This is a genomic window from Enterococcus sp. AZ071, assembly GCF_050499065.1.
Taxonomy (GTDB): Bacteria; Bacillota; Bacilli; order Lactobacillales; family Enterococcaceae; genus Enterococcus_A; species Enterococcus_A ferrettii.
Genome location: NZ_JBIPAS010000001.1, coordinates 1,555,187 through 1,579,258, shown reverse-complemented (window position 1 = coordinate 1,579,258; position 24,072 = coordinate 1,555,187). Strand labels below are relative to the sequence as shown.

The window sequence follows — 24,072 nt, the reverse complement described above, 5'->3', positions numbered from 1 at the left end:
AACGTTTAAATACAAAGTCGGAAATTCTATATAAAAGTGTCTCCTTGAACTATCTTTAAAATTTGCTTTGAAGGACTTAATTTCTGAGGAAAAAACAGAGGTCATTTTGAAGTCATTCCGTTTCTTAGTTTCGAGCAAAGATGTTTGCTTACATTTTGTAAGAGAGGTATGATGTTGTCGTATTAAAAAGAAAGAAGGAGTTACGATGACCTATCAAACAAGTAACGAAGAACACCCAATTGAGATTGTAAATATTGCATCATTAGAGGCTCGTGTGAAAGAACGTATGGAAAAAGGTGCATTTGGATATATTCGGGGTGGCTCTGAAGATGAGTGGACAATGAAGGAGAATACAGCTTCTTTTAATAAAAAATCGATCATGCCTAGAGTTTTGCGTGGAATTGATCATGCGGACTTAAGTACAAAGCTTTGGGATATGGAGTTGAAAACACCGATTATTCAGGCACCTTCAGCTGCTCAAGGATTAGCTCATGAGAAGGGAGAATCCGACACAGCCAAAGGTGTAGCTGCCGCGGGATCAATTTTTTCAATAAGCACGTATGCAAATACTACGATTGAAAACGCAGCAGCAGCGGCTCCTGGAGCACCACAGTTTTTCCAACTATATATGAGTAAAGACGATGGTTTTAATGAGTTTATTTTGGAAAAAGCTGTAAAATCTGGAGCGAAAGCTGTGATTTTAACAGCTGATTCTACATTAGGTGGATATCGTGAGGAAGATATTATCAACCATTTTGAATTTCCATTGCCAATGCCAAACCTCGCTGCTTACAGTGAGAAAGATGCTGCGGGCAATGGGGAAGGGAAAGGGATTGCTGAGATTTACGCTGCTGCCAAACAAGGACTGATTCCAGAAGATATTAAGAAGATTAAAGATTTGACCAACTTACCGGTAATTGTAAAAGGAATCCAATCTCCTGAAGATACAGAAGTGGCAATCAGTGCAGGTGCGGATGGTATTTGGATTTCTAATCATGGTGGTCGTCAATTGGATGGGGGACCTGCATCTTTTGATGTATTGCCTCTAATTGCTGGAGTAGTCAATAAACGAGTACCAATAATTTTTGATAGTGGAGTTCGTCGAGGGGAACATATTTTTAAAGCTTTAGCCAGTGGAGCAGATTTAGTAGCCATTGGACGTCCTGTAATTTATGGTTTAAATCTAGGGGGCGCAGAGGGTGTGACTTCAGTATTTGACCATTTAAACAAAGAATTGTCTATTACGATGCAATTAGCTGGTACTAAAACAATTGAAGAAGTAAAAAATACAAGATTGATTTAATGGCAAAAGCCGCTTAAAACCTGCAGGTTTTAAGCGGCTTATTTTTAGTAATGTTACATTATGACAATTGTTTCTCCTGCTCATCAGCAGCAGTTTCTCCGTAAACTTCTCTACTTAATCGTAAACCAGTTGGAGTCGTTGCAACACCACCCTCAGCTGTTTCTTTAAAGATAGAGGGCATTGCCCGTCCGACTTTATACATTGCATCAATTACCTCGTCGGGTGGAATTACACTGCGAATTCCTGCTAAAGCCATGTCAGCAGAAATGAAAGCTTGAGAAGATCCCATTGCATTACGTTTAACACACGGTACCTCGACCAAACCGGCTACAGGATCACAGATTAACCCCATTACATTTTTCAAAGTGATGGCAACTGCTTCAGCTGCCATTTGGGGAGTGCCGCCATTTGCTGCTACTAAAGCTGCGGCCGCCATAGCGCTGGCAGAGCCAACTTCAGCTTGACAGCCACCTTCAGCACCAGAGATTGAAGCACTGTTAGCAATAACTAAGCCGAACGCTCCAGCTGTAAATAAGAAATCCAATTGTTCTTCGTGAGTCAAATTTAACTTTTCGCGAGCCGCCATCAGAACGCCGGCAACTACTCCTGCACTCCCGGCAGTAGGGGTGGCGCAGATTAGTCCCATTTTCGCATTCACTTCATTGACCGCTACAGCATTGCGAACCGCTTGTAAAATAGTATCACCACTAAGGAAATTACCAGAATTGATATATTCATCTAATCGTTTCGCGTCTCCACCAGTAATCCCGGTAACGGACTTAACCCCAGCAATTCCTTCATCAATTGAGTTGGACATCACTTCGAGATTTCGTTCCATTAACTTGATGATTTCTTCTCGGCTTCGCCCAGTTAGTTCTTGTTCGGTAGCAATCATTAATTCGCCTATAGTAGGATAATTTTGCGCTTGTTCTACTAATTCTTTTATCGACAAAAACATAATTTTGCCTCCTTATATTTACCTGTCTTGTATAAAACTAATCAAAATAAGTGACACTAAACACGTGACCCAAAGATCGTAATTTTTCTTTTGTTGAATCATCTGCGGGTTTATCGTCGACCTCTAAAACTAAGATTCCATTATCACCCTTTTTTTGTCGAGTCATCGTCACGGTACCGATATTAATTCCCGCATCCGATATGACCGCTGACACCTGAGCCAGTAATCCGCGTACATCTTCGTGTACAACAATAAAAGTAGGGGTGCCCATTGACAAAGAAATGCTGAATCCATCTAATTCTGATATTTGAATATTTCCACCACCGATTGAAATACCGGTGACTGACATTTTATAATTATCTTTTTTTAGATGCATAGTTACTAAGTTAGGGTGCTTCGCTTTTTCTTTTTTTGGAACAAAAAGCACTTCAATACCTTCTTCATGAGCTATTTTTAAAGAATCCGCTAAACGAGGGTCATCAGGATTCATACCTAAAAGTCCTCCGACTAATGCAATATCTGTTCCGTGACCGCGATAAGTTTTAGCAAAAGATTCATAAAGATCAATTTCAACAGAATCTGGTTTCTCACCAAAGATCATCCGACTCACTTTTCCAATCCGAGCAGCACCTGCTGTATGAGAACTGCTTGGTCCAACCATTACAGGACCAATAATATCAAAAACACTGCGATACTTTAAATTTTCCATTATTTTAAGCCTCCTTGAGTATCTGGTGGAAATACCTCATCAATTCGATCATAGTTTAACACAAAGTCGCTAATTATATAGGAAAATTAGCATTTTATTTTGTTATTCTAATCATATACGAAGTGTTTGTGAAGAAAATATTTATTATCAGAAAATTGAAAAGTTCTTGAAATTATGAAAGACTTTTGCTATCATACACTAGTGTGCGTTTTGCACGCTGTAACAGTGGGAGGAGAAATCTTTATCTCCAATTAACCACATCACGGACCCAAGGAGGTATGTCTCGTGGCAAAAAAAGTAGAAAAACTCGTTAAATTGCAAATTCCTGCAGGGAAAGCAACACCAGCTCCCCCAGTAGGACCAGCACTAGGTCAAGCCGGTATCAACATCATGGGCTTCACAAAAGAATTTAACGCTCGTACCGCTGATCAAGCAGGCTTGATCATTCCTGTAGTGATTTCTGTATACGAAGATCGTTCATTCACCTTCGTAACAAAAACACCACCAGCTGCAGTATTATTGAAAAAAGCAGCAAAAGTTGAAAAAGGTTCAGGCGAACCAAACAAAACCAAAGTTGCAAAAGTTACTAGCGATCAAGTAAAAGAAATCGCTGAGTTGAAGATGGAAGACCTAAACGCAGCTGACGTTGAAGCAGCAATGCGCATGGTTGAAGGAACTGCAAGAAGCATGGGAATTACTGTCGAATAATTCCTGAACCTACAGCTTCTCAGTCGTCTCTTGATTGAAAAATCAAAACACGTGGGAGGTTCTACCGTTATAACCACATAAGGAGGAAACAAAATGGCTAAAAAAAGCAAAAAAATGCAAGAAGCATTAAAAAAAGTTGACAGCTCAAAAGCTTATTCTGTTGAAGAAGCAGTAGCTTTGGCTAAAGAAACAAACATCGCAAAATTTGACGCAACTGTTGAAGTTGCTTACAAATTAAGCGTAGACCCTAAAAAAGCAGACCAACAAATCCGTGGAGCAGTTGTACTGCCAAACGGAACTGGTAAAACACAATCTGTATTAGTATTCGCAAAAGGTGAAAAAGCTAAAGAAGCAGAAGCAGCAGGCGCTGACTTTGTTGGAGACGACGACTTGGTACAAAAAATCCAAGGCGGATGGTTCGACTTTGACGTTGTTGTTGCAACACCTGATATGATGGCAACTGTTGGTAAATTAGGACGTGTATTAGGACCTAAAGGCTTAATGCCAAACCCTAAAACAGGTACTGTTACTATGGACGTTACTAAAGCGATCGAAGAAGTAAAAGCTGGTAAAGTAACTTACCGTGTGGACAAAGCTGGGAATATCCATACTCCAATTGGAAAAGTTTCATTTGATGATGCGAAGTTAATCGAAAACTTCAAAACAATTAATGAGACTTTACTGAAAGCTAAGCCTGCAACAGCCAAAGGTCAATACATCAAAAATATCACAGTGACTACAACATTTGGTCCTGGGATTCATGTTGATCAAGCATCTATCTAAAAATTTAAATTAATGATTGACTCGACTGCCTAACCTATGGTAAGGTAGTCGAGGTTAGTAATTAACTGTACCGAAGACAGTAGGTGGCGCAAGCCTCAATTTCCTACCGAGGACATTTATTGAGAACATTCAATAGTCCCTCTATGTCTACGGTGGCATAGGGTATTTTTTTGTGAAAAAAACCCTTCCATCAAAATCAGGAGGTGAAATATAAATGAGTGAAGTAGCAATCGCTAAAAAAGCCGCTATTGTGGATGAAGTCACAGAAAAATTCACTGCAGCAGCTTCAGCAGTTATCGTTGATTACCGTGGTTTAACAGTAGACCAAGTGACTCGTCTACGTAAACAATTACGCGACGCTAACGTTGAAATGAAAGTCATCAAAAACTCTATCCTATCTCGTGCCGCTGAAAAAGCTGGTCTTGAAGGTTTGGGTGAAGTATTTACTGGACCTACAGCTGTAGCCTTCAGTAATGAAGATGTTGTTGCACCAGCTAAAATTATTGACGAGTTCTCTAAAGAAGCTGAGGCATTAGAAATCAAAGGCGGGATCATTGAAGGCAAGGTAGCTTCTATCGAAGAAATTACTGCTCTTGCAAAACTTCCAAACCGCGACGGACTTCTATCTATGCTATTATCTGTCCTACAAGCGCCAGTCCGCAACGTGGCTTACGCTGTCAAGGCAGTAGCAGAAAAAGACGAAGAAGAAGTAGCTTAATTGCTGCATAAAAAAACTAAAAACATATATTATGGAGGAAATTTAAAATGGCATTGAACATTGAAAACATTGTCGAAGAGCTAAAAGGCGCGACAATCCTAGAATTAAACGACTTAGTTAAAGCTATCGAAGACGAATTTGGCGTAACTGCTGCTGCTCCTGTAGCTGCTGCTGGCGCTGCTGCAGGTCCTGCTGCTGAAGAACAAACAGAATTTACTGTTGAATTATCAGCTGTTGGCGATCAAAAAGTTAAAGTTATCAAAGCAGTTCGTGAAGCAACTGGCCTAGGCTTGAAAGAAGCTAAAGCTGTAGTTGACGGCGCTCCTGCACCAGTTAAAGAAGGCATTTCTAAAGAAGAAGCAGAAGAATTAAAAGCTTCTCTAGAAGAAGTTGGCGCTTCAGTAACAGTAAAATAATTTTTGTAATGAAGGAGCTAGTGCCTCTAAAAAGGTGCTAGTTCTTTTTTTGTTTACATATTTGTAGGACAATGTTTGATAAGTAGAAATACCTTTTTTGTGATAGTTGGTGGCTATTTTTTCAATTAATCATAGAAGTTTCGATCGGATTGCATATTTTTAAGCAAGTTCATTGTGTTATTTGGCCATTGGCTATAGACTAAGGTTAGAGAGGGAGATGCTTGATGAAAAAATTGTACGAAACATCTATGATTAATCATGGTGGACGGAACGGTGAAGTAGAAGCACCGGGTGGAAAGATGCATATGAAAATTGAACCCCCTTCAATTCATGCAGAAGGAACTAATCCAGAACAATTATTTGCTGCTGGCTATGCATCTTGTTTTAATGGTGCTGTACAGCATATTTTAGAGGAACATCAATTGCAATCTGATTCCGAAGTTAAAGCGCGAGTGTCACTTTATCAAACTGACGATGGTGGCGTACAAATTGGCGTAGTTTTAGAAGTATCGCTTCCAGGTATTGAGGAGACTCAAGCTGAGACAGTTGTGAAGGAAGCTCATGAATTTTGTCCATATTCTAAGGCCACTCGTGGAAATATAGAAGTAGCAGTTGAATTGGTTTAAATAGAAAAGATCCAGCAGTCAACTATTTGATTGCTGGATCTTCTTGTTATGTGTGATCCGTTAATGTGTGAAAATGCTTCTTCTGGTAGTTTAGAAGGATAATTAAGTAAATACCAGCAGTCATAACGGTAACACTTAACGGATTACTAAATAAAATCCCAATTAGAATTAGGAATAAAATTAAGATGGCAAGACCGCTAAAGAATATTTCCGCTTTAGTTCCCTTTTTCAAAGCAAGTGCAAAAGCTGCAAAGGTAATCATTAACCAAGTTAACAAAACCGAGTAGGATAATGAGCCAACTAAATAATTGAAAAGCTTATCACCTAAAAAATAGGATAGGATAACCCCAACGTATAAAGTCCCGGTACAAAATAATACAGCTCTTTGAGGAACTTGGTGCCGATTTAAAACGGCAAGATTTTTAGTAGCAGTCTTGGAGTTCTTTAATCGAAAATATAACGTGCGTGAGGAGGCATAAACTCCTGAGTTGATAGAAGAAAATAGAGCTAGAACAATTACAAAATTGACAATATCACTAGCAAAAGGAATATGAATTTTCTCGAACACTAAAACAAAAGGACTCACATTGCTGTGGGCTAACATATTCCATGGATAAATAATCAGCAATAGAAGCATTGGAATAATATAAAAAGAAATAATTCTTCCCATGACACCTTTAATCGCTTTAGGAATGGCTGTTTTTGGATCTTCGGTTTCGCTAACAGTTATAGCGATGAGTTCTGAACCGCCATAGGAATAAATTACAACCAACAAGGAACTAATCAGACCTTTTAAACCATGCGGAGTAAATCCGCCATGGGCATTCATATTCTGAACTGTTGGCAGAAAACCAGCATTGTGGATTTCTTTACCAATTAGAAAAATCCCGAAGATGATTAATAGAATAATAACTGTAATTTTTGCGAAGGCTAGCCAGTATTCTGTTTCTGCAAAAAGCCTTACAGAATACAAATTGATAAGCGTAGTTAATATTGCTAAAAAAAAGACAAATAGCCATGCAGGAACATGTGGAAACCATAATTGTAAGAAGCTTGCAGCAGCTACCGCCTCTGCAATGATGTTAATCATCCACAATGACCAATATAGCCAATCAATAAAGTCAGCAGAACGTTTACCCAGAAATGGTTCAATGATTCCTGAGAGACCGTGAACATTATCGTTAGCAATTACCAATCGTCCTAATCCACTCATTACAATAAACAGAACAAGACCTCCTAATAGAAAGGCTAGCAGAACTGACGGACCAGCGATACCTATTGCTTCACCGCTGCCCTTAAACAAACCAGCACCAATTGCTCCACCTAAAGCAAGCATTGTAATATGGCGCGAGGTCATTTGTTTTTGTAGCTTATTCTCCATAAAAATCCTCTTTTCGTTGAATATTCGATAGATTTGAAATATTCAGAAAGTTTAGTCAATAATAACAGACAATTCAGAATAATCCAGAAGTATGAAATTATTTTTATGTAAATTTCACGGAGCTGTTAACGAATGACCATTCTTTTCAAAAATAATTAAAATGGTGTTTTATTATGAGATTAGAGAGGATAAATTTAGAATACATAGCTAGAGTTAGGAAAATGATTTTCTTAGTTCTGTTTCCAAATCTAAGCATATTTTTGGCTTTATAATAAAAGTGAGAGTAACATATACTTGTAATAACTATTAAGTAAAGGGAGGTTGGAGAACTATGGGTTGGCTATGGACATTAATTGTAGGTGCTATTATTGGTGTGATTGCTGGTGCGATAACTAATCGAGGTGGTTCAATGGGCTGGATCGCAAATATTGTAGCTGGTTTAGTTGGTTCTGCTATCGGTCAAGGATTATTAGGTTCTTGGGGACCTTCATTAGCTGGAATGGCTATTGTTCCATCAATCATTGGGGCAGTAATTGTTGTAGCGGTTGTTTCCTTTTTTGTTGGTAAAAGTAATACTTAACAGGAAATACCACATGAATTGAAATAGCAAAATTAACCGGCACGCCTTAATCAGACGGGCCGGATTTTTTTATAAGTATTCAGATAGAAAATTTTATGAGAATGGAGAAGGATCATTATGATAGATGAAAATTGGTCTGAAGATTTTGAGCAACGGAAGAAAAAAGAGGCAGAGGTTGAAAAACGTACCTTAGCTTTTAGTGATAGCTACGAAAGTGGAAATATCACTGAAGAAGAATATCAAGCGAATTTACATGCTGAATATGACCATGCTGAGCCTAATGCCGATTGGGTACCAATTGAAGATCCTTTAGATCCGAATCATGAGGTTGCTCAGGAAATTGATCCAGAATTGTCTCAAGAGTTTCAAGAAGTTCTAGAGGTAGAGTTGAACAATCAAAGTGATTTAGAAGCTTAGGTGAATTTAGCAGATAGTTCGAATAGGAACTAATAAGCTGAAGGACAAGAATCTCTTTAGAATAAGGGGTTCTTTTTTTGCACAAAAAAGAAACATAATTTCTTTGTTTTTTATTTTTAGAGAAATTATGTTGCAAAAAATCCAGCTTAAAGTTATACTGTTCTCATGAAACGCTTTCAACTAAATTGGAGGGATGGTATGTTTGGTTTTTCTGTTTTTTTAACTGAAGAAATAACGGAACAAAGAAATAGTTATATTAAGAAAATGGCAGCTCTTGGTTTTTCTGGAATATTCACTTCTTTACACATTCCAGAAGAAAATACTGCTGTATATCAAAATAGACTGCAGCAGCTAGGAGCAAAGGCAAAGGAATTGCAGTTAAATTTGATGGTAGATATTTCAGGTAATGCTTTAGAAGAGGCAGGCTTATCCTTAGAAAGAATTGGCGAATTAAAACAAATTGGTGTAACCGGTTTACGCATGGATGATCAAATTTCAATGGAACAAATTGCAAATGCCTCTCATCAGTTAAAAGTTGCGTTAAACGCATCTACTTTGTCTGAACAGGATATTCAAAAATTACAAAAATATCAAGCTGATTTCTCTAACCTAGAGGCTTGGCATAATTATTATCCAAGGCCAGAAACTGGATTAGATCAAGACTGGTTTGATCAAAAAAATCAGTGGCTTAAAAAATTTGGATTTAATATCCAAGCATTTGTATCAGGAGACGGTGAAAAAAGAGGTCCGCTTCATGAAGGGTTGCCAACTCTGGAAAAACATCGCTATCAGCACCCATTAAGTTCTGCACTAAATTTAGACGTAGATTTGGTTTACATAGGGGATGGGGATCTAGCGTTAGAAACACAAAAGCAATTTAGTCTGCATATTAATGAACAAAAAATTTTGCTTCATGTTGTGCCGCATGATGAACAGATTCATCTGGTTCTAGGAGAGCATGTCAATCGAATGGATGAGGCTAGAGATGTGATCAGAAGCGCAGCAGCCAGATTTAATAAACCAAAGTTTGTGCCTCCACTACCACTAAGGGAACGAGAGATTGGCGCAGTAACGATAGATAATGTAAAATACCTGAGATACATGGGAGAGATACAGCTAGTTAAGCACGCTCTACCAGCTGACGATAAAGTAAATATAGTGGGCTATGTAATTGAAGAAGATCGTTCATTGTTAATGAGAATCAAAGCAGGAACGAAATTTATTTTGGAAAGTGTGAAAAATTATGAATAGTTTAAATTTAGATAGATTAACAACCGAGCGCAGAAATGAGAAAACCTTTGGATTGGACGAGATGACTATTTCTGCAGCTTTAGATTTAATGAATCAAGAGGATCGAAATGTTCCAACAGCAGTCGCAAAGTGTCTACCTGAAATAGAGAGAGTTATTGAACAAACAATCTACTCCTTTAAACAAGGCGGACGTTTGATATATATGGGGGCAGGAACAAGTGGACGATTAGGAGTTTTGGATGCAGCTGAATGTGTTCCAACTTTCGGTGTGAATCCTGAAATGGTAGTGGGAGTGATTGCAGGTGGTAAAGAAGCCATGACTATCGCTGTCGAAGGAGCAGAAGATTCACTATCACTAGGACAGAACGATTTGAAAAAATTAGGTCTGAATGAAAAAGATATGGTGATTGGAATTGCTGCTAGCGGGAGAACCCCTTATGTTATTGGTGCTTTAGAGTACGCTCGATCAGTGGGTGCATCTACTGGATCAATCTCTTGTAACCTTCAAGCAGAAATTAGCCAGCATGCACAATACCCTATTGAAGTAGATTGTGGGCCAGAGTTTTTGACTGGATCCACACGTTTAAAATCAGGTACTGCCCAAAAGTTAATTCTAAATATGATTTCCACCATTAGCATGATTGGTATTGGAAAAGTCTATAACAACTTGATGATTGATGTGAAAGCTACAAATGAAAAACTAGTTGAACGTTCAAAACGAATTATTATGGAAGCGACAGAAGTTGATTACGAAACAGCTGCTTTTTATTTTGCTGAAGCTGAACAAAATGTGAAATTGGCTATTGTTATGATTTTGACTCAAAGCGATAAAGAGATGGCGCACAAAAAGCTTGTACAAGCAGATGGCTTTGTACGAAAAACATTATAAGGAGTTGAATGAAAATGGCTGATTTATCATTAATTGAGCTAGCAAATGAAATATTTACCGGTGCTGGTGGAATTGATAATGTAGAGAATGTTGTCCATTGTATGACTAGAGTTCGTATGACTATTAAAGATGATACTAAAGTCAATAAAGAGTATTTGAAGAAAATTCCTGGAGTACTAGGAGTAGTTGACGATGAACAGTTGCAAGTTATTATAGGGCCTGGAAAAGTGAACAAAGTTGCACAAGCAATGGTAGATATAGTAGGAGTAGATCTAGGCGAAGATTTTCCTCAGATTTTATCCGGTGGTAAAGAGAAAGTGCAAGCCAAGGCAGAAGCTATGAAAGCCGCTCAAAAAGAAAAGCAAAAATCTTCACGAATGAAACGAATTCTAAAAGATATATCGAATATTTTTGTACCAATGATTCCAGCTTTTGTGGGGTCTGGTATCGTAGCAGGTATTGCTTCAGTATTGGCTAACTTAGTTACTGCTGGTACTTTGGATGCAGCAACTTGGCAACAATATCTTGATGTTATGAACATTCTTAAGAATGGCTTATTCAGTTACTTAGTTATTTATACGGGCGTAAATGCTGCTAGAGTTTTTGGTGCCAATCCTACTATGGGAGGAGTAATCGGTGCTGTAGTTACCTTAACTGGAATGAATCCAGAAGCCCCGCTACTGAACCTGTTTACTGGGGAACCTTTATCTGCTGGCCAAGGCGGAATTTTAGGAGTTATCTTTGCTGTGTGGTTGTTGTCTTTAGTAGAGAAAAAGCTACACCAGATTATTCCAGACTCAATAGATATTATTGTCACGCCTACTATTTCATTATTGGTTATTGGGCTTGCAGAAATCTTTTTCATTATGCCATTGGCGGGATTTATTTCCAATAGTATGGTTAGTGGTATTACGTGGGTGTTAAGTGTAGGTGGCGCTTTTTCAGGATTTGTATTGGGATTACTTTTTTTACCAATGGTGATGTTTGGACTACACCAGATTTTAACACCTATTCATATTCAAATGATTGATGAAACCGGAAGTACAATGCTGTTACCAATACTTGCAATGGCCGGTGCAGGACAAGTCGGTGCTGCTCTTGCTCTGTGGGTTCGGTTACGTAAAGACAAAGAGCTTTCCGAAATGATTAAGGGTGCCCTACCAGTAGGGATTTTAGGAATTGGCGAACCATTAATTTATGGAATCACCTTACCATTAGGTCGGCCATTTATTACAGCGTGTATTGGTGGAGGAATTGGTGGTGCCGTGATAGGAGCGATTGGCGGAATTGGTGCGATTGCAATCGGCCCTTCTGGAGCTGCGTTGATTCCCCTAATAGCCAATGGTCGTTGGTGGGGCTATGTATTAGGTCTGTTGGCAGCATATGCAGGTGGCTTCGTTGCTACTTTCTTCTTTGGGATTCCTAAAGAAAAGCTAGCTGAAGAAAAAGTAAAAGAATCATTGACAGACACTGCCAAGATTATTTTACCTGCTACAACTACAACTGAAGTTTTTAAGTCTGTTGCCAGAGGGTCTGTTCATCCGTTAGAAGAAGCTAGCGATCCAGTATTTGCTGGTAAAATGATGGGTGATGGGTATTTCATCGAACCAGAGGACGGAAAAATATATTCTCCGGTACAAGGAAAGGTGTCCACTATATTTCCTACGAAACATGCGATCGGCATCACAACAGATAGTGGCCTGGAAGTATTGGTGCATATGGGCATTAATACAGTAGAGCTAGAAGGAAAACCGTTTGATATTCATGTTCAAGAGGGACAAGCATTACAAAATAATACACTGCTTGCGGATGTTGATTTAGCTGCAATTAAACAAGCCGGGAAGGAAACTTCCATGCTGGTAATGATTACAAATATGGATCATGTTTCTTCACATGAATTAGAAAAAGAGGGAATTGTTTCCTCGGGTATTGAAGTGATGAAAGCAACTACGATTTAGAAAATAAAATGGTGACAGAAGCATTTCATTTAGAGAAATAAGCTTGATAATTCCAAAAGAGTTTCTTACAGTTTTTGATTATCCAGCTTACTTTCGAAAGGATCGCTTTATTCACAATAATTATTCTTCTTTTAAGGGACTGGGACATAAGTAAAAAATGACTTCAAATTCCGAACAGAGAATCTGAGGTCATCTTTTTTCTAATTACAAATTATCTGCTTTTCAACGTTTCATATTACTTCATAAGAATATCAAGCGAATGATTGGGCTTATTAGCATTCTTTCGTTCGCCTCTAGTGCGAAAAAAATGACTTTTGTCCCAGCCTCATTTCATATCTTGTCTAAAGTGAGCTGATCCAGTATTTTGCGAAGCTCCTTCAAATAAGAATCGTTAAAATACTCTTTTCCATACTCCAAATTAAACTGGTAGTCAAAATCAACCGGATTTTCTCCTTGGACATGCTGTAGAATTGTTTCCGCTTTATCTAAAGCCTTCACTAAACGGGCCTCTTTTGTTCTACCTGTTTGGTAATCTTTGAACAGCTTGTTATAATGTGTTGCATTTTTTTCAGGAAGAAGACCGGTTAAATAATCAAATGCAATTTGCTCATCGTGTTCTTTCTTTTCTGTATCAGTGTTTTCAATTGCTGGAATATCTCCAGTCTTTAGTTCTGCCAAATCATGAATTAATGCAATCTCTAAAGCATCAGTTTTATTTAAGTCTGGATAGAACGAACAGAACAAGGAGACAAATAATGTAAGACGCCAAGTGTGCTCGGCTGTGCTCTCGACTTCGCCATGCTTTTTAAAAGCAAAACGCTTGGTTTCTTTAAGTTTTCCAGCCTCCTCAAGAAACTGAAGAAAGTTATTAATATCTTTTAGTTGATTATCCATAAAATCCCTCCTAGGTACTTTCCATTTTAACATGTTGACCAAATAAGGTATTGATTCGAAACGACATTTCTAGTAAAATGTTTGAATATTGTTCGGAAGTTTCAGAAAATTCAATTTTTTGCTGAATTTATGTGAATCAAAATTTTGCTGTTTCTTTTGGATAATGCTTGTTCAAAATAAAAAAGACAACGGTCTTTTGAAATTAAGGTGTGTATATGAGAAAAGATATCCAGAAAGCAAACGTGATTGTAATAAAGATAGGTACAAGCGCATTAATTTCTGCTGAGGGGACTATCAATTATCAAGTACTACAACAGTTAGTTTTTGTTATTGCTGAATTAATGAAACAAGATAAAAAAATCATTCTTGTTTCTTCAGGAGCAGTGGCTTTAGGCAGGCAAAAACTCGGGTTTATAGAGTCAACATTAAGCACTGGACAGCAAAAAGCAAGTGCAGCTGTGGGACAATCTCTATTGATAAATGAATACCAAGAAGCATTTGGGGAATGTAATCAAGAAATTGGACAACTACTATTAACTAGAGACATTTTGGAGTTTGCTGAAAGTCGTCAGACATTTACTGAAACTATTAATCAATTATTAACTTTGGGGATTTTACCAATTATTAATGAAAATGACGCCGTTTCTGTTAATGAAATTCATCAGCAACGCCAATTTGAGGACAATGATGAAGTAGCACTAAACGTGGCATTACTTATGCAAGCTGATTTATTTATTATGCTTTCAGATGTTGAAGGCTTGTATTCTGATAATCCATTATATAACGAAGAAGCGAAACTGTTTCAACATCTTAAAGAAGTGGACACTAGCCTCATGAGTAATTCCAGTACACAAGCTGGTCTATATAGTCGCGGTGGTATTCGGAGTAAATTAAAGACTGCAAACGCGGCACTATCATCCGGATTAGACATGGTATTAGCAAATGGAAAAAAACCATCCATCATTTTTGATATTTTGAGAGGGGAAGAAGTAGGGACTTTATTTCAGAGATAGTAAATTATAAGGGAGGAATTTCATGTTAAAAGTACCAAACAATGCTAATTGGAAAGAATTAAGAATGTTGATTCAAACTGCTTTAGTTAAAGGTTTTTTTAGTGAGTCATCCCAGTTTCCGGTTGCATCTCTATCGGGAGATGAAAATATTCCTGATGATGAGAAGGATCTGTTGGCAACTTACTCTCAATTCTCGCAGTCAATGCCGGAAAACTATCAGGCCGCCTCTGATTATGCAAAAGCAATTCCTGATTTTGATTGGCGTCGCAAACGAGGACTAGAAAATCTTTTTCAAACAGGGACCTATTTAAAGGATGAAAACCTTGACCAGCTACCTGACAAGTTAGATTTTAAACTAGTTGTTCCATTGAAAGCTAGTTCCTCTATTCTGATTGCAGCATGTAATTTCGCTTTTCGTTTTGGTATGGAAACTACTGAGATAGACGGATGGCTTTTGTCAGAGGATTATCATGAAGGAAATGCTTTAATCTTTCGTGAGGGTGAAGAATGTTTATTAAGGGAAGAAGCTGGTAAAAATGGCAAGTTATTGATTGTCCAAGGACAGGGGAAAGATTTGGAGCTTTTTTCGGCGGTTGTTTGTGAGAATTTTCCTAAATTATCTTCTTTTGAAACATGGAACAGTTACTTGCAAGATTTGACTGATAGTTTCTTAATGAACAATTTAGATGGTCAGCTTAGTTATTTACAGGCACAGTCGACACAAAAGGTAAAAGCGTTTGTTTCTCCAGAAATACGTTCTCGTATGGAAGAGCTCCAGGCTTTTTTCCCAGAAACAAAATTTGTGAATTACAAAGATATGCAAAAAGTTTATGAGAAGGACTATCCATTAACATGGGAAGCGAATGAATTTCATCAGCATTTAAGGAATGATATTTATCCTGTTTTGAATAAATCGGATAAAGTGGAAATTTTTGGTGTACTTAGTGAAGAAGAAACGGTTCGAAACTCTTTAATTAAAGAGATAGAAAAAGAAATTGTTAATAGTGGGGCTGAATTAACGAATATGCAGCTAGTATGTGCTCATAAACAGGGTTACTCTTGGATCGATGAGTACATTATTCCCAAGTTGAAGAATAAGGCAGTAGAGAAGTTAACGATTGCTTTTAAACCCTTTTTACCTGAAGGAGTCACTGAGTGGACGACTGAATCGGGGGCAGTTCCAAGTTACAACAATATAGACAGTCAAGATTCGAACAAGTGGAATGATTTACCTATTCGTTACCTTCAAGAGTTGTATCCCATTCAAGACACATTAGTTCAAAAGTTAAGCCTCGATGAAAAGCAAATAGATTTTGTTACCTATGATGGGAATCAAGATATTACCTATTTGGTCACTGGAAAAGATAAATATGGCAATTCTATTTTTCAGGAAAACTATTCTGCTAGTTACACTGAGCGATCATACCTAGATGCTTATCCCGGTTTAGGAAAGGTTCATCCACCTACCGGAAGATTACACGTCAAGATAAATGGAGAAAACATCTTAGAAAAACGAATTATTACGGATGTAGAAAAAATATGGGATATTTACCAAAGTGAAATATTACCGGATTGCCGAAATTTTGTATTAGAAAAAACAGCTGACCACTTAACTAAGGAAAAACAGCCCTTCTTTTCTCGGTTAGTAGTAGAAGTGACAGCGAGTGAGCCCAATCATTTACTGCCTAGTCGTAATGACATGATTTCCAGTTTAGATGCATTACACGAAGATTTGTATTTTGCTGGTGCCGATTATTTTAAGAATTTTGGTTATCAGGTTTGTGGAGAAATGTTTGAAGAACCCGGCCTTATTTTGCCCGTAATTAAGCAAAAGGAAGGTCGCCCTACCATAAAAGTTACACTATTGGAGCAAGTAGTAGACGAACCTAAACTACTGATTGAAGATACAGAAATTTTTCATCCTAAAACGCGAGAAGAAATTTCAGTAATACTCCAAGAGGTTGGTTATCAAGAACAACAACTTACAGCTAAAGTTGTTGTAAATGGTGTTGAAGAAAATGTACTTCAAGCTTATTCAAACTTACTGATGGAAAAATTAGTAGCTCAACGTTTTGATTTTTCTTTATTTAAAGTAATTAGTTTTAGTAGTTCTGCAGAAATTTACCCTGCAAAAATTTCACAAACCCTACCTAAGAAAACTAAAAGGACGATTGAAACAATAGATTTTTATGAGGATCAGGTTATTGGTTACGAACAGTATCTGAACATTATAGACCAACTAAAGCAGGTTCCTGAAGTTATAGTTTATCCTATTGCTAATTCTTATTTAGGACGTGAAATTTATGCAATTGAACTCTTCCCTGAAGAAAAAGGATACCATTCGCGTACCAAGAGGTTGACTAATTATCCATCGGCAATCATCAATGCTCGTCATCACGCGAATGAAGTAGCAGGAACTAATGGGATCTTTTTATTGTTAAAAGAGTTGTTGACCAATAGGAAATACCGTAAAGTAATTGATCAATTAAATTTGGTACTTGTTCCTATGGAAAACGTTGATGGTGCTGCTATTCATTATGACTTGCAATTAGACAACCCTTATTGGAAATTGCATGTCGCCCGGTTTAATGCAGTGGGCAAAGAGTTTTATTATGAATACTTCAACCCAGATACGAAACATCCAGAGGCATTGGGAATGACAAGGTTGTATAGCCAATTTTTACCTGATGTGATGATCGATAATCATGGTGTACCAACACATGAGTGGGAGCAGCCTTTTTCTGGCTATACTTCGCCTTCATACAAAGGATTTTGGTTACCAAGATCCTTATTATATGGATATTTTTGGGTGGTATCAAACGATGAATATCGTTGGAACCTGAAAGTAAATAAGAAATTAGAAGATGTAATAGCAAATGCAATCGCTAACCAGCCAGAAATGCGGCAATGGAATTTAGAATGGGCGCAACAGTTTGAAACATATGCTCACCAATGGTTGCCTAATTTGTTTCCGGCTGATTATTACAAAGAAATGATCAACTATTGGATTGAGTTTTCCGCGGATTCAACACATCGTTATCCATCGATTCGCTTTCCTTGGATTACTTCTGTTGCTTATACTAGTGAAGTGGCAGATGAAACGGCGCAGGAAGGTTATTTGAAGCTGTGTGCTCAGTCGCATGTTGTGCATGATCTTGCAACAATTGATCTATTGCTTTCTGCAAAAAAAGTTTATCGACATCATATGGTTGCGACGATGGATTCTTTCAGCGTTGGTCATACTCGATTGCGACCAATAATTACTTAACTTAACGAATGGTTTAAAAAGGTTTCAATATAGGAAAAAAATTAATAGATTAATTTAGGGTATGGAGGAAAAAACGTGGAGTATTTAAAACTTTTAGGAATATTAATTGTCATTATAGGCTTTGCCTTGAAAAAGGATTCGATTCTAATTATTTTATTGGCAGCAATAGTCACCGCTTTAGTAGGTGGATTGGGAATCGAAGGCTTACTAAATACACTAGGAGAAAGCTTTGTTGCCAATCGTGCAATGGCTATTTTCATTATTATTATGCTGATTACTGGAACATTAGAACGTAATGGATTAAAAGAATCAGCTGCTGCATTGATTAGCAAATTCAAAAATGCCTCAGCGGGTGCTGTTATCGGTGCTTATGGTATCATGCGAGGGATTTTTGCTGCTTTTAATATTAGTTTCGGCGGGGTCGCTGGATTTGTCCGTCCAATTATCATACCCATGGCGCTTGGTACTATTGAATCCAAAGGTAAAGAGCTAAATGAAGACTATGTTGATGAATTAAAAGGTATGTCATCTGGTATGGAAAACATCGCTTGGTTTTTCTGTCAAGTTCTGTTCGTTGGAGGAGGAGGAGCCCTTCTCGTCCAAGCAACTCTAGAAGACTTAGGCTATAAAACAAGTTTAATTGATTTAGCAAAAGTTGAAATACCTGTAGCAATTTTTGCGATTGTAGTTGCCATTATCTATTATTTCTTGAAAGATAAACGCTTATTCAAAAAATACTACGGTAATGGAAAATAGGAGGAAATACAATGTCATTTTTTACTGATTCGGGTATCACGCTAGGTGACAAATTGCTAGAGATCATTTACATGATTATGGGACTGATTTCAATTTACACTGGCATTAGGAATGCAAGGGATAAAGAGAATCCGACGCCAATTGGAACTGCTGTTTTTTGGTGTTCATTAGGTTTAGTATTGACGTTTGGACGTTGGATTCCCTCAATAATAAATGGAGTTTTAGTAGTCATTATGACTTTACCAGCTATTTTTAAAAAGGTTAGCAAAGGAAAAGATTCTGCACCAAGTGCTGAATTTACCCGTAAAATGGCTGACAAGATTGGAATGAAAATTTTTATTCCGGCACTTTCAATGGGGATTTGTGCAATTTTGTTTGCTTTGTTTACAACGCTAGGTGCCTTAGTTGGTGTTGGTGTCGGAGTCGGTGTCTCTATCATTATTTTAATGATACTTTCCAAGGAGAATAAACCACATGTTTTCTTGGATGACGCAGAACGTATGTTATCAACAGTAGGTCCATTAAGTATGTTGCCGATGTTGTTGGCTAGTTTAGGTGCGATTTTTACGGCAGCTGGAGTTGGTGATGTTATTTCGAGCATGGTGGCGACAGTTATTCCAAAAGGGAACGTAAATGTAGGGATTATTGTTTTTGCCGTTGGAATGATGTTATTTACGATGATTATGGGAAATGCATTTGCCGCAATTACAGTAATGACGGTGGGGATTGGAGGTCCATTTGTATTAGCATATGGTGCTGATCCTGTATTAATCGGGATGGTGGCATTAACTTGTGGGTACTGTGGAACATTGTGTACGCCAATGGCAGCTAATTTTAATATTGTACCTGTTGCAATGTTAGAAATGAAGGACCGCTTTGGTGTAATTAAGAATCAAGTGCTGTTGGCATTCGTTTTCTTAATTTTTCAAATTTTCTATATGATCTTATTCAAATAAGGAGGAATAATACAAAATGAAAGTATTGATAACTGGTTTTGATCCTTTTGGAGGAGCTACTATTAACCCAGCTTTTGAAGCAGTAAAACTTTTACCTGATACAATTCAACAAGCGAAAATCATAAAAATTGAGATTCCTACCGTTTTTCAAAAAGACGGAGAAGTGCTAGAAAATTCAATCAAGCAACATAATCCAGATATTGTCTTATGTGTTGGACAAGCCGGTGGACGTTCAGGAGTCACAATCGAAAAAGTAGCCATTAATCTAATGGAAGCACGCATTCCTGATAATGAGGGGCAACAACCATTGAATCAGCAGATTTATAAAGATGGAAAAAATGCATATTTTGCTACTATACCAGTTAAGGCAATGGTCAATAATATTAAAGCTAAAAAAATTCCATCAAGTATCTCATATACTGCTGGAACCTTTGTCTGTAATGATATTATGTATCGTTTATTATATCTGGCGGAGAAAGAATACCCTGAAATGCGTGGCGGCTTTATTCATGTTCCTTATTTACCAGAACAAGTAACCGAACTGCCAGAAGGAACCCCTAGTATGTCTGCTGAACTTATCAGTCAAGCGCTCGAGACTGCGATTGAGGCTGCAATTAACACTGTACAAGATGATGATGTAGCAATGGGGACTATTATGTAAAGTACTAAGACTTTGATCTTAAAACAAGATCAGGGTCTTTTTTCAGTCTTTTGTAGGATAGCTTTTTTAGTGTTAATTCTTTATACTAGCAAAGTACTGTCGAAAGGAAGTGTACCGATGAATGTATTATTTATATTTGACGATGAAGAAAAATCTAGTTTTTTCCTTTATAACTTACAAAGAGGAACTAATCGATTGATCCGCTTTTCACCAGAATTGCCTACAGAAAAGAGTACTTTGGGTTCATTATATACTTTAGTGCCAATTGAACAATTTCTCGTTCTTTTTTCAAAAACGTTTGCATTAGATGTTCGGAAGTATTTAATTTTGACAAAAAGTAATAGTTTAAAAGCAGTTGCTGAAGCTGGCTTAGATGAGGATGGAAAAATTTTAATTACTGTTCATAAAGAATTTATTGCTTTAAAAAATCGACAGCAGTTTTTACCTGGGAAGCATTATTTATCACTAGAAGAGCTGGATGCGTATATATCGTATCAAATAGATGAAGATGGACGTTTGGATGTTTTTGAAAGACAAGAAGATATCATCCGTTTAATGAAACAAAAAACAGTTCGGCCAAAACTTACTTCAATTACGCAAAAATATGGGACGGTTAAGGAATTTTCAGGTAATAACTTAAGCTTGAAAGACATGATTAAAATGGGTACTGGTTACTTGGCCAAAGGAAGTGCTCACATGGATAAATTGAATGTTCCTGTGTTAGGGTCTTATTCGTTATCCGGTAGTTTTCCTTACATTATTAGTTCCGTTGATATAGAAAAGAACCGAACCCAATTAAGACAGATGGTTTTTTAAAATAAGTGATATTAAAATTACTTGTAGTCTGCAAATATACTAGAGTAAAATAGGGGGGTATCTTAGAATGCATTGGTTATGGACATTGATTGTTGGAGCAGTAATTGGATCCATAGGAGGAGCTTTAGCAGGGAAAGGTGAAAATCAAGGTTGTTTATTTAATATTATTGCAGGATTAATTGGTTCAACAGTTGGGCAAGCGCTGCTTGGAGAATGGGGGCCTCAGGTAGCAGGGATGGCACTTATTCCTTCAATTTTAGGTTCTGTTATTGTAGTAGCAGTGGTGTCTTTTTTTGTAAATCGTTAGTTAAACAGGGGCATCTGCTCCTGTTTCTTTTTGTATTTTGTTAGGATTTGTTATACTAGTAAGGGAAATGAGGCGATAGTTTATGTTAGAAAGAATCAACAAACTAAGAGCATTAATGAAAGAAGAAGTGTTGGATGGTTACTTAATTATGAGTCCAGCAAATTTACGTTATCTTACAAATTTTACTGGGACTGCAGGCATTGCTTTGATCACACCAGTAGATGCTTATTTTATAACAGATTTTCGTTATACTGAACAAGCAGCGGACCAAGTGGCAGGGATGACAATTCTTCAACACCAAGGTGCTATTGGCGAAATGGTAGCTGATTTGGTAGAAAATAATCAATTGTCCGCGATTGGATTTGAAGATGATTTTTTAACATTTGCTGATTATTCTGTTTATGAAGAGCTTATCCAGGCAGAGTTTGCTCCTGCTGGTGGATTTATTGAGAAATTAAGAGAACAAAAGGATGAATCAGAAATAGCAATCATCGAAAAAGCGTGCAGTATTGCTGATGCTGGCTTCGAGCACGTTTTAAGGATGATTAGACCCGGCATGACAGAAATTGAAATAGCAAATCAGTTGGATTTCTTTATGCGATCTATGGGTGCAACAGGAACCTCTTTTGATACTATTGTGGCTTCAGGCGTTCGTTCTGCTTTGCCACACGGTGTCGCTAGTGAAAAAACCATTGAAAAGGGAGAAATGATTACTTTAGATTTTGGATGCATTTATCAAGGTTATGTTTCTGACATCACTCGAACCTTTGCTATTGGTGATCCGGGTCAACAGTTGAAAGACGTTTACGCTATCGTTTTAGAATCCCAACAACAAGTGCTCTCAAAGGCTCAAGCAGGTGTTACGGGAGCACAACTTGATTCTGTTGCCCGCTCAATAATTGTAGATGCTGGTTATGGTGAGGTATTTGGTCATTCAACAGGACATGGTATTGGGTTAGCTATTCATGAAGGTCCTAACTTAAGTTGGACTAATGAAGAACCGCTGAAAGCAGGAAACGTGGTCACAGATGAACCTGGAATATATATTGGTGGATTAGGTGGAGTGCGAATTGAAGATGATCTAGTTATTTTAGAGAATGGTAATCGCGTATTGACTCATTCACCGAAGGATTTAATCATTCTTTAGTAGTGGTAGCATAAGCGCCAAAGAAATGATAAACTATAAACAAATCTCTAGTTGATAGGAATCAAGGAGGAATAATAATGATCTCAGTAAATGATTTTAAAACTGGGTTAACCATCGAAGTCGACGGTGATATTTGGCGCGTTGTTGATTTTCAGCACGTGAAACCTGGAAAAGGTGCTGCTTTTGTTCGCTCTAAACTAAAAAATTTGCGTACTGGCGGTGTTCAAGAAAAAACTTTTCGTGCGGGTGAAAAAGTAGCTAAAGCTCAAATAGACAATCGAAAAATGCAATATTTGTATGACGATGGTGGTAACTATGTGTTTATGGATATGGATAACTATGAACAAATTGAGATTCCTCAAACACAAATCGCAGATGAGATGCGCTATGTGTTAGAAAATACAGAGTTAAATGTTATTATGTATGGTAGTGAAATTTTAGGTGTTGATTTACCTAATACAGTCATCTTAGAAGTTGCGGAGACAGAACCGAATATCAAAGGGGATACCTCTTCAGGTGGTTCAAAACCAGCAATTATGGAAACGGGATTAACTGTTAACGTTCCATTTTTTGTTAATCAAGGAGATAAACTTGTCGTCAATACACAGGACGGCAGTTACGTTTCACGGGCATAAAGGAGAGAGTTAATATGGCAGATGAAAAAAAATTAGTTTTACGTGAAAATCAAGATCTTGGCGAGATTATTATTGCTCCAGAAGTTATTGAAGTCATTATTGGAATTGCTGCATCAAAAGTAACGGGAGTCTACGGCATGCGAGGATCGTTTGCTAGCAATGTCACGGAACTTTTAGGTAAAGCCGCTCACGGCAAAGGGGTCTATTTAACAAATGATGAGCAAGGGTTGAAAGTAGATATCTATACTTATCTTGAATATGGTATTTCAGTACCAAAGGTTGCCATGGATATGCAGGAAAGAGTGAAACAACAGGTTATGTTTATGACCGACGTTGCTCTTAGTGAAGTCAATATTCACGTAGTGGGAGTAGTAGCAGAGAAATTAGAACAACCAACACTTGAAGAATTATTCAATGATGAAGAGGGAAATAATGAGTAAAGAGCTATCACGACATGAAATCCGCGAGAAGGCTTTACAAGCTCTTTTCCCATTGGATTTCAATCAAGAGTTAACAAAAAGAGATGCAATCAATCATGCTCTAAGCCTGGATCAAGCAGAATGGGTTAGTGAAGAAGAAGATTCATTTGTACCAAAATATTTAGATGAATTAGTTGACGGTGTGCTAAATCATAAGTCTGAATTAGATCAAATTATCCAAAAGCATTTACGATCTAATTGGTCAATACAACGAATTGCAAAAATGGATTTGATTATTTTGCGATTGGGAATTTATGAGATGCTTTACAATACAAACGTGCCCGATCGTGTTGTACTGAATGAAGCAATTGAATTAGCGAAAACATTTAGCGACGATCAATCGAGAAAATTTGTAAATGGCATTTTATCGAATGTAATGAAAGAGATCAATGAAGCTGGAGAAAATGGCTAAGCATGCTATTTTTTCCAGCTTCATTTCAAAT

At 37.5% G+C, this 24,072-nt stretch carries 26 protein-coding genes and 1 other annotated feature; of the genes, 22 read left to right on the top strand and 4 right to left on the bottom strand.

Annotated elements, in window-relative coordinates:
• Positions 1–205 precede the first annotated feature (205 nt).
• Positions 206–1,303 (top strand): lactate oxidase, encoded by a 1,098-nt coding sequence (locus IGI49_RS07775; protein WP_429964047.1) that lies wholly within the window; start codon positions 206–208, stop codon positions 1,301–1,303.
• A 58-nt stretch (positions 1,304–1,361) separates the two neighbouring features.
• Here IGI49_RS07775 and sdaAA read toward each other — a convergent pair whose 3' ends face one another.
• Positions 1,362–2,261 (bottom strand): L-serine ammonia-lyase, iron-sulfur-dependent, subunit alpha, encoded by a 900-nt coding sequence (sdaAA, locus tag IGI49_RS07770; RefSeq protein WP_429964046.1) that lies wholly within the window; start codon positions 2,259–2,261, stop codon positions 1,362–1,364.
• A gap of 37 nt (positions 2,262–2,298) precedes the next feature.
• Positions 2,299–2,970 (bottom strand): L-serine ammonia-lyase, iron-sulfur-dependent subunit beta, encoded by a 672-nt coding sequence (gene sdaAB, locus IGI49_RS07765; protein ID WP_429964045.1) that lies wholly within the window; start codon positions 2,968–2,970, stop codon positions 2,299–2,301.
• Between the two features lie 285 nt (positions 2,971–3,255).
• On the opposite strand from sdaAB, the gene rplK reads away from it, so the two are divergent.
• The 5 genes from rplK (at position 3,256) to IGI49_RS07740 (ending at position 6,221) form a co-directional block, all read left to right on the top strand.
• Complete coding sequence (gene rplK / locus IGI49_RS07760; protein ID WP_429964044.1) at positions 3,256–3,678, top strand: 50S ribosomal protein L11; 423 nt, start codon at positions 3,256–3,258, stop codon at positions 3,676–3,678.
• Positions 3,679–3,771: 93 nt separating this feature from the next.
• The gene (gene rplA / locus IGI49_RS07755; protein ID WP_207701217.1) at positions 3,772–4,461 is read left to right on the top strand and encodes a 50S ribosomal protein L1; all 690 of its coding nucleotides are present in this window, start codon (positions 3,772–3,774) and stop codon (positions 4,459–4,461) included.
• A 52-nt stretch (positions 4,462–4,513) separates the two neighbouring features.
• Positions 4,514–4,640 (top strand) — a sequence feature (ribosomal protein L10 leader region).
• Positions 4,641–4,675: 35 nt separating this feature from the next.
• A complete protein-coding gene (gene rplJ, locus IGI49_RS07750) occupies positions 4,676–5,179 on the top strand; it encodes a 50S ribosomal protein L10 (RefSeq protein WP_429964043.1) in 504 nt (167 codons plus the stop codon).
• 47 nt (positions 5,180–5,226) lie between these two features.
• Complete coding sequence (rplL, locus tag IGI49_RS07745) at positions 5,227–5,595, top strand: 50S ribosomal protein L7/L12 (protein ID WP_429964042.1); 369 nt, start codon at positions 5,227–5,229, stop codon at positions 5,593–5,595.
• 224 nt (positions 5,596–5,819) lie between these two features.
• Positions 5,820–6,221 (top strand): organic hydroperoxide resistance protein, encoded by a 402-nt coding sequence (locus IGI49_RS07740; protein ID WP_207701220.1) that lies wholly within the window; start codon positions 5,820–5,822, stop codon positions 6,219–6,221.
• Positions 6,222–6,267: 46 nt separating this feature from the next.
• Here IGI49_RS07740 and IGI49_RS07735 read toward each other — a convergent pair whose 3' ends face one another.
• Positions 6,268–7,602 carry an amino acid permease gene (locus IGI49_RS07735; RefSeq protein ID WP_429964041.1) on the bottom strand — a complete coding sequence of 445 codons (1,335 nt, stop codon included), beginning with the start codon at positions 7,600–7,602 and terminating at the stop codon, positions 6,268–6,270.
• A gap of 331 nt (positions 7,603–7,933) precedes the next feature.
• Here IGI49_RS07735 and IGI49_RS07730 point away from each other — a divergent pair, with 331 nt between their 5' ends.
• The 5 genes from IGI49_RS07730 (at position 7,934) to IGI49_RS07710 (ending at position 12,697) form a co-directional block, all read left to right on the top strand.
• Complete coding sequence (locus IGI49_RS07730) at positions 7,934–8,182, top strand: GlsB/YeaQ/YmgE family stress response membrane protein (RefSeq protein ID WP_207701222.1); 249 nt, start codon at positions 7,934–7,936, stop codon at positions 8,180–8,182.
• A 117-nt stretch (positions 8,183–8,299) separates the two neighbouring features.
• Complete coding sequence (locus IGI49_RS07725) at positions 8,300–8,599, top strand: hypothetical protein (RefSeq protein ID WP_429964040.1); 300 nt, start codon at positions 8,300–8,302, stop codon at positions 8,597–8,599.
• Positions 8,600–8,797: 198 nt separating this feature from the next.
• Positions 8,798–9,850 (top strand): DUF871 domain-containing protein, encoded by a 1,053-nt coding sequence (locus tag IGI49_RS07720; protein ID WP_429964039.1) that lies wholly within the window; start codon positions 8,798–8,800, stop codon positions 9,848–9,850.
• Positions 9,843–10,739, top strand: coding sequence for an N-acetylmuramic acid 6-phosphate etherase (gene murQ, locus IGI49_RS07715; RefSeq protein WP_429964038.1), 897 nt, complete (start codon positions 9,843–9,845; stop codon positions 10,737–10,739). The genes IGI49_RS07720 and murQ overlap by 8 nt, the downstream gene beginning before the upstream one ends.
• Positions 10,740–10,747: 8 nt before the next feature.
• Entirely contained in the window at positions 10,748–12,697 is a 1,950-nt protein-coding gene (locus IGI49_RS07710) for a glucose PTS transporter subunit IIA (RefSeq protein WP_429964037.1), read from the top strand.
• 330 nt (positions 12,698–13,027) lie between these two features.
• On the opposite strand, the gene IGI49_RS07705 is transcribed toward IGI49_RS07710, so the two are convergent.
• Positions 13,028–13,591 (bottom strand): HD domain-containing protein, encoded by a 564-nt coding sequence (locus IGI49_RS07705; RefSeq protein WP_429964036.1) that lies wholly within the window; start codon positions 13,589–13,591, stop codon positions 13,028–13,030.
• A gap of 215 nt (positions 13,592–13,806) precedes the next feature.
• Between IGI49_RS07705 and proB the strand changes: the two genes are divergently transcribed.
• The 11 genes from proB (at position 13,807) to nusB (ending at position 24,041) form a co-directional block, all read left to right on the top strand.
• A complete protein-coding gene (proB, locus tag IGI49_RS07700) occupies positions 13,807–14,604 on the top strand; it encodes a glutamate 5-kinase (protein ID WP_429964035.1) in 798 nt (265 codons plus the stop codon).
• A gap of 22 nt (positions 14,605–14,626) precedes the next feature.
• Positions 14,627–17,872, top strand: a complete 3,246-nt coding sequence (locus IGI49_RS07695) for a M14 family metallopeptidase (RefSeq protein ID WP_429964034.1) — start codon at positions 14,627–14,629, stop codon at positions 17,870–17,872.
• A gap of 75 nt (positions 17,873–17,947) precedes the next feature.
• Positions 17,948–18,628 carry a DUF969 domain-containing protein gene (locus IGI49_RS07690; RefSeq protein WP_429964033.1) on the top strand — a complete coding sequence of 227 codons (681 nt, stop codon included), beginning with the start codon at positions 17,948–17,950 and terminating at the stop codon, positions 18,626–18,628.
• A gap of 11 nt (positions 18,629–18,639) precedes the next feature.
• Positions 18,640–19,584 (top strand): DUF979 domain-containing protein, encoded by a 945-nt coding sequence (locus IGI49_RS07685; protein ID WP_429964032.1) that lies wholly within the window; start codon positions 18,640–18,642, stop codon positions 19,582–19,584.
• Positions 19,585–19,600: 16 nt separating this feature from the next.
• Positions 19,601–20,245, top strand: a complete 645-nt coding sequence (pcp, locus tag IGI49_RS07680) for a pyroglutamyl-peptidase I (RefSeq protein WP_429964031.1) — start codon at positions 19,601–19,603, stop codon at positions 20,243–20,245.
• Between the two features lie 117 nt (positions 20,246–20,362).
• The gene (locus IGI49_RS07675; RefSeq protein ID WP_429964030.1) at positions 20,363–21,061 is read left to right on the top strand and encodes a hypothetical protein; all 699 of its coding nucleotides are present in this window, start codon (positions 20,363–20,365) and stop codon (positions 21,059–21,061) included.
• 67 nt (positions 21,062–21,128) lie between these two features.
• Complete coding sequence (locus IGI49_RS07670) at positions 21,129–21,368, top strand: GlsB/YeaQ/YmgE family stress response membrane protein (RefSeq protein WP_429964029.1); 240 nt, start codon at positions 21,129–21,131, stop codon at positions 21,366–21,368.
• Between the two features lie 82 nt (positions 21,369–21,450).
• Positions 21,451–22,515: a M24 family metallopeptidase gene (locus tag IGI49_RS07665; protein WP_429964028.1), complete on the top strand. Its 1,065-nt coding sequence runs from the start codon at positions 21,451–21,453 to the stop codon at positions 22,513–22,515.
• Positions 22,516–22,592: 77 nt separating this feature from the next.
• Positions 22,593–23,150 (top strand): elongation factor P, encoded by a 558-nt coding sequence (efp, locus tag IGI49_RS07660; RefSeq protein ID WP_207701237.1) that lies wholly within the window; start codon positions 22,593–22,595, stop codon positions 23,148–23,150.
• A gap of 14 nt (positions 23,151–23,164) precedes the next feature.
• Positions 23,165–23,590, top strand: a complete 426-nt coding sequence (locus tag IGI49_RS07655) for an Asp23/Gls24 family envelope stress response protein (protein ID WP_429964027.1) — start codon at positions 23,165–23,167, stop codon at positions 23,588–23,590.
• Positions 23,583–24,041 carry a transcription antitermination factor NusB gene (gene nusB / locus IGI49_RS07650; protein WP_429964026.1) on the top strand — a complete coding sequence of 153 codons (459 nt, stop codon included), beginning with the start codon at positions 23,583–23,585 and terminating at the stop codon, positions 24,039–24,041. Before IGI49_RS07655 ends, nusB begins: the two co-directional genes overlap by 8 nt.
• Positions 24,042–24,072: the final 31 nt, after the last annotated feature.

Coding starts and splice junctions, on each gene's coding strand:
- IGI49_RS07775 (WP_429964047.1), top strand. CDS start 206: ATGACCTATCAAACAAGTAACGAAGAACACCCAATTGAGATTGTAAAT.
- sdaAA (WP_429964046.1), bottom strand. CDS start 2,261: ATGTTTTTGTCGATAAAAGAATTAGTAGAACAAGCGCAAAATTATCCT.
- sdaAB (WP_429964045.1), bottom strand. CDS start 2,970: ATGGAAAATTTAAAGTATCGCAGTGTTTTTGATATTATTGGTCCTGTA.
- rplA (WP_207701217.1), top strand. CDS start 3,772: ATGGCTAAAAAAAGCAAAAAAATGCAAGAAGCATTAAAAAAAGTTGAC.
- rplJ (WP_429964043.1), top strand. CDS start 4,676: ATGAGTGAAGTAGCAATCGCTAAAAAAGCCGCTATTGTGGATGAAGTC.
- rplL (WP_429964042.1), top strand. CDS start 5,227: ATGGCATTGAACATTGAAAACATTGTCGAAGAGCTAAAAGGCGCGACA.
- IGI49_RS07740 (WP_207701220.1), top strand. CDS start 5,820: ATGAAAAAATTGTACGAAACATCTATGATTAATCATGGTGGACGGAAC.
- IGI49_RS07735 (WP_429964041.1), bottom strand. CDS start 7,602: ATGGAGAATAAGCTACAAAAACAAATGACCTCGCGCCATATTACAATG.
- IGI49_RS07730 (WP_207701222.1), top strand. CDS start 7,934: ATGGGTTGGCTATGGACATTAATTGTAGGTGCTATTATTGGTGTGATT.
- IGI49_RS07725 (WP_429964040.1), top strand. CDS start 8,300: ATGATAGATGAAAATTGGTCTGAAGATTTTGAGCAACGGAAGAAAAAA.
- IGI49_RS07720 (WP_429964039.1), top strand. CDS start 8,798: ATGTTTGGTTTTTCTGTTTTTTTAACTGAAGAAATAACGGAACAAAGA.
- murQ (WP_429964038.1), top strand. CDS start 9,843: ATGAATAGTTTAAATTTAGATAGATTAACAACCGAGCGCAGAAATGAG.
- IGI49_RS07710 (WP_429964037.1), top strand. CDS start 10,748: ATGAAAATGGCTGATTTATCATTAATTGAGCTAGCAAATGAAATATTT.
- IGI49_RS07705 (WP_429964036.1), bottom strand. CDS start 13,591: ATGGATAATCAACTAAAAGATATTAATAACTTTCTTCAGTTTCTTGAG.
- proB (WP_429964035.1), top strand. CDS start 13,807: ATGAGAAAAGATATCCAGAAAGCAAACGTGATTGTAATAAAGATAGGT.
- IGI49_RS07695 (WP_429964034.1), top strand. CDS start 14,627: ATGTTAAAAGTACCAAACAATGCTAATTGGAAAGAATTAAGAATGTTG.
- IGI49_RS07685 (WP_429964032.1), top strand. CDS start 18,640: ATGTCATTTTTTACTGATTCGGGTATCACGCTAGGTGACAAATTGCTA.
- pcp (WP_429964031.1), top strand. CDS start 19,601: ATGAAAGTATTGATAACTGGTTTTGATCCTTTTGGAGGAGCTACTATT.
- IGI49_RS07675 (WP_429964030.1), top strand. CDS start 20,363: ATGAATGTATTATTTATATTTGACGATGAAGAAAAATCTAGTTTTTTC.
- IGI49_RS07670 (WP_429964029.1), top strand. CDS start 21,129: ATGCATTGGTTATGGACATTGATTGTTGGAGCAGTAATTGGATCCATA.
- IGI49_RS07665 (WP_429964028.1), top strand. CDS start 21,451: ATGTTAGAAAGAATCAACAAACTAAGAGCATTAATGAAAGAAGAAGTG.
- efp (WP_207701237.1), top strand. CDS start 22,593: ATGATCTCAGTAAATGATTTTAAAACTGGGTTAACCATCGAAGTCGAC.
- IGI49_RS07655 (WP_429964027.1), top strand. CDS start 23,165: ATGGCAGATGAAAAAAAATTAGTTTTACGTGAAAATCAAGATCTTGGC.
- nusB (WP_429964026.1), top strand. CDS start 23,583: ATGAGTAAAGAGCTATCACGACATGAAATCCGCGAGAAGGCTTTACAA.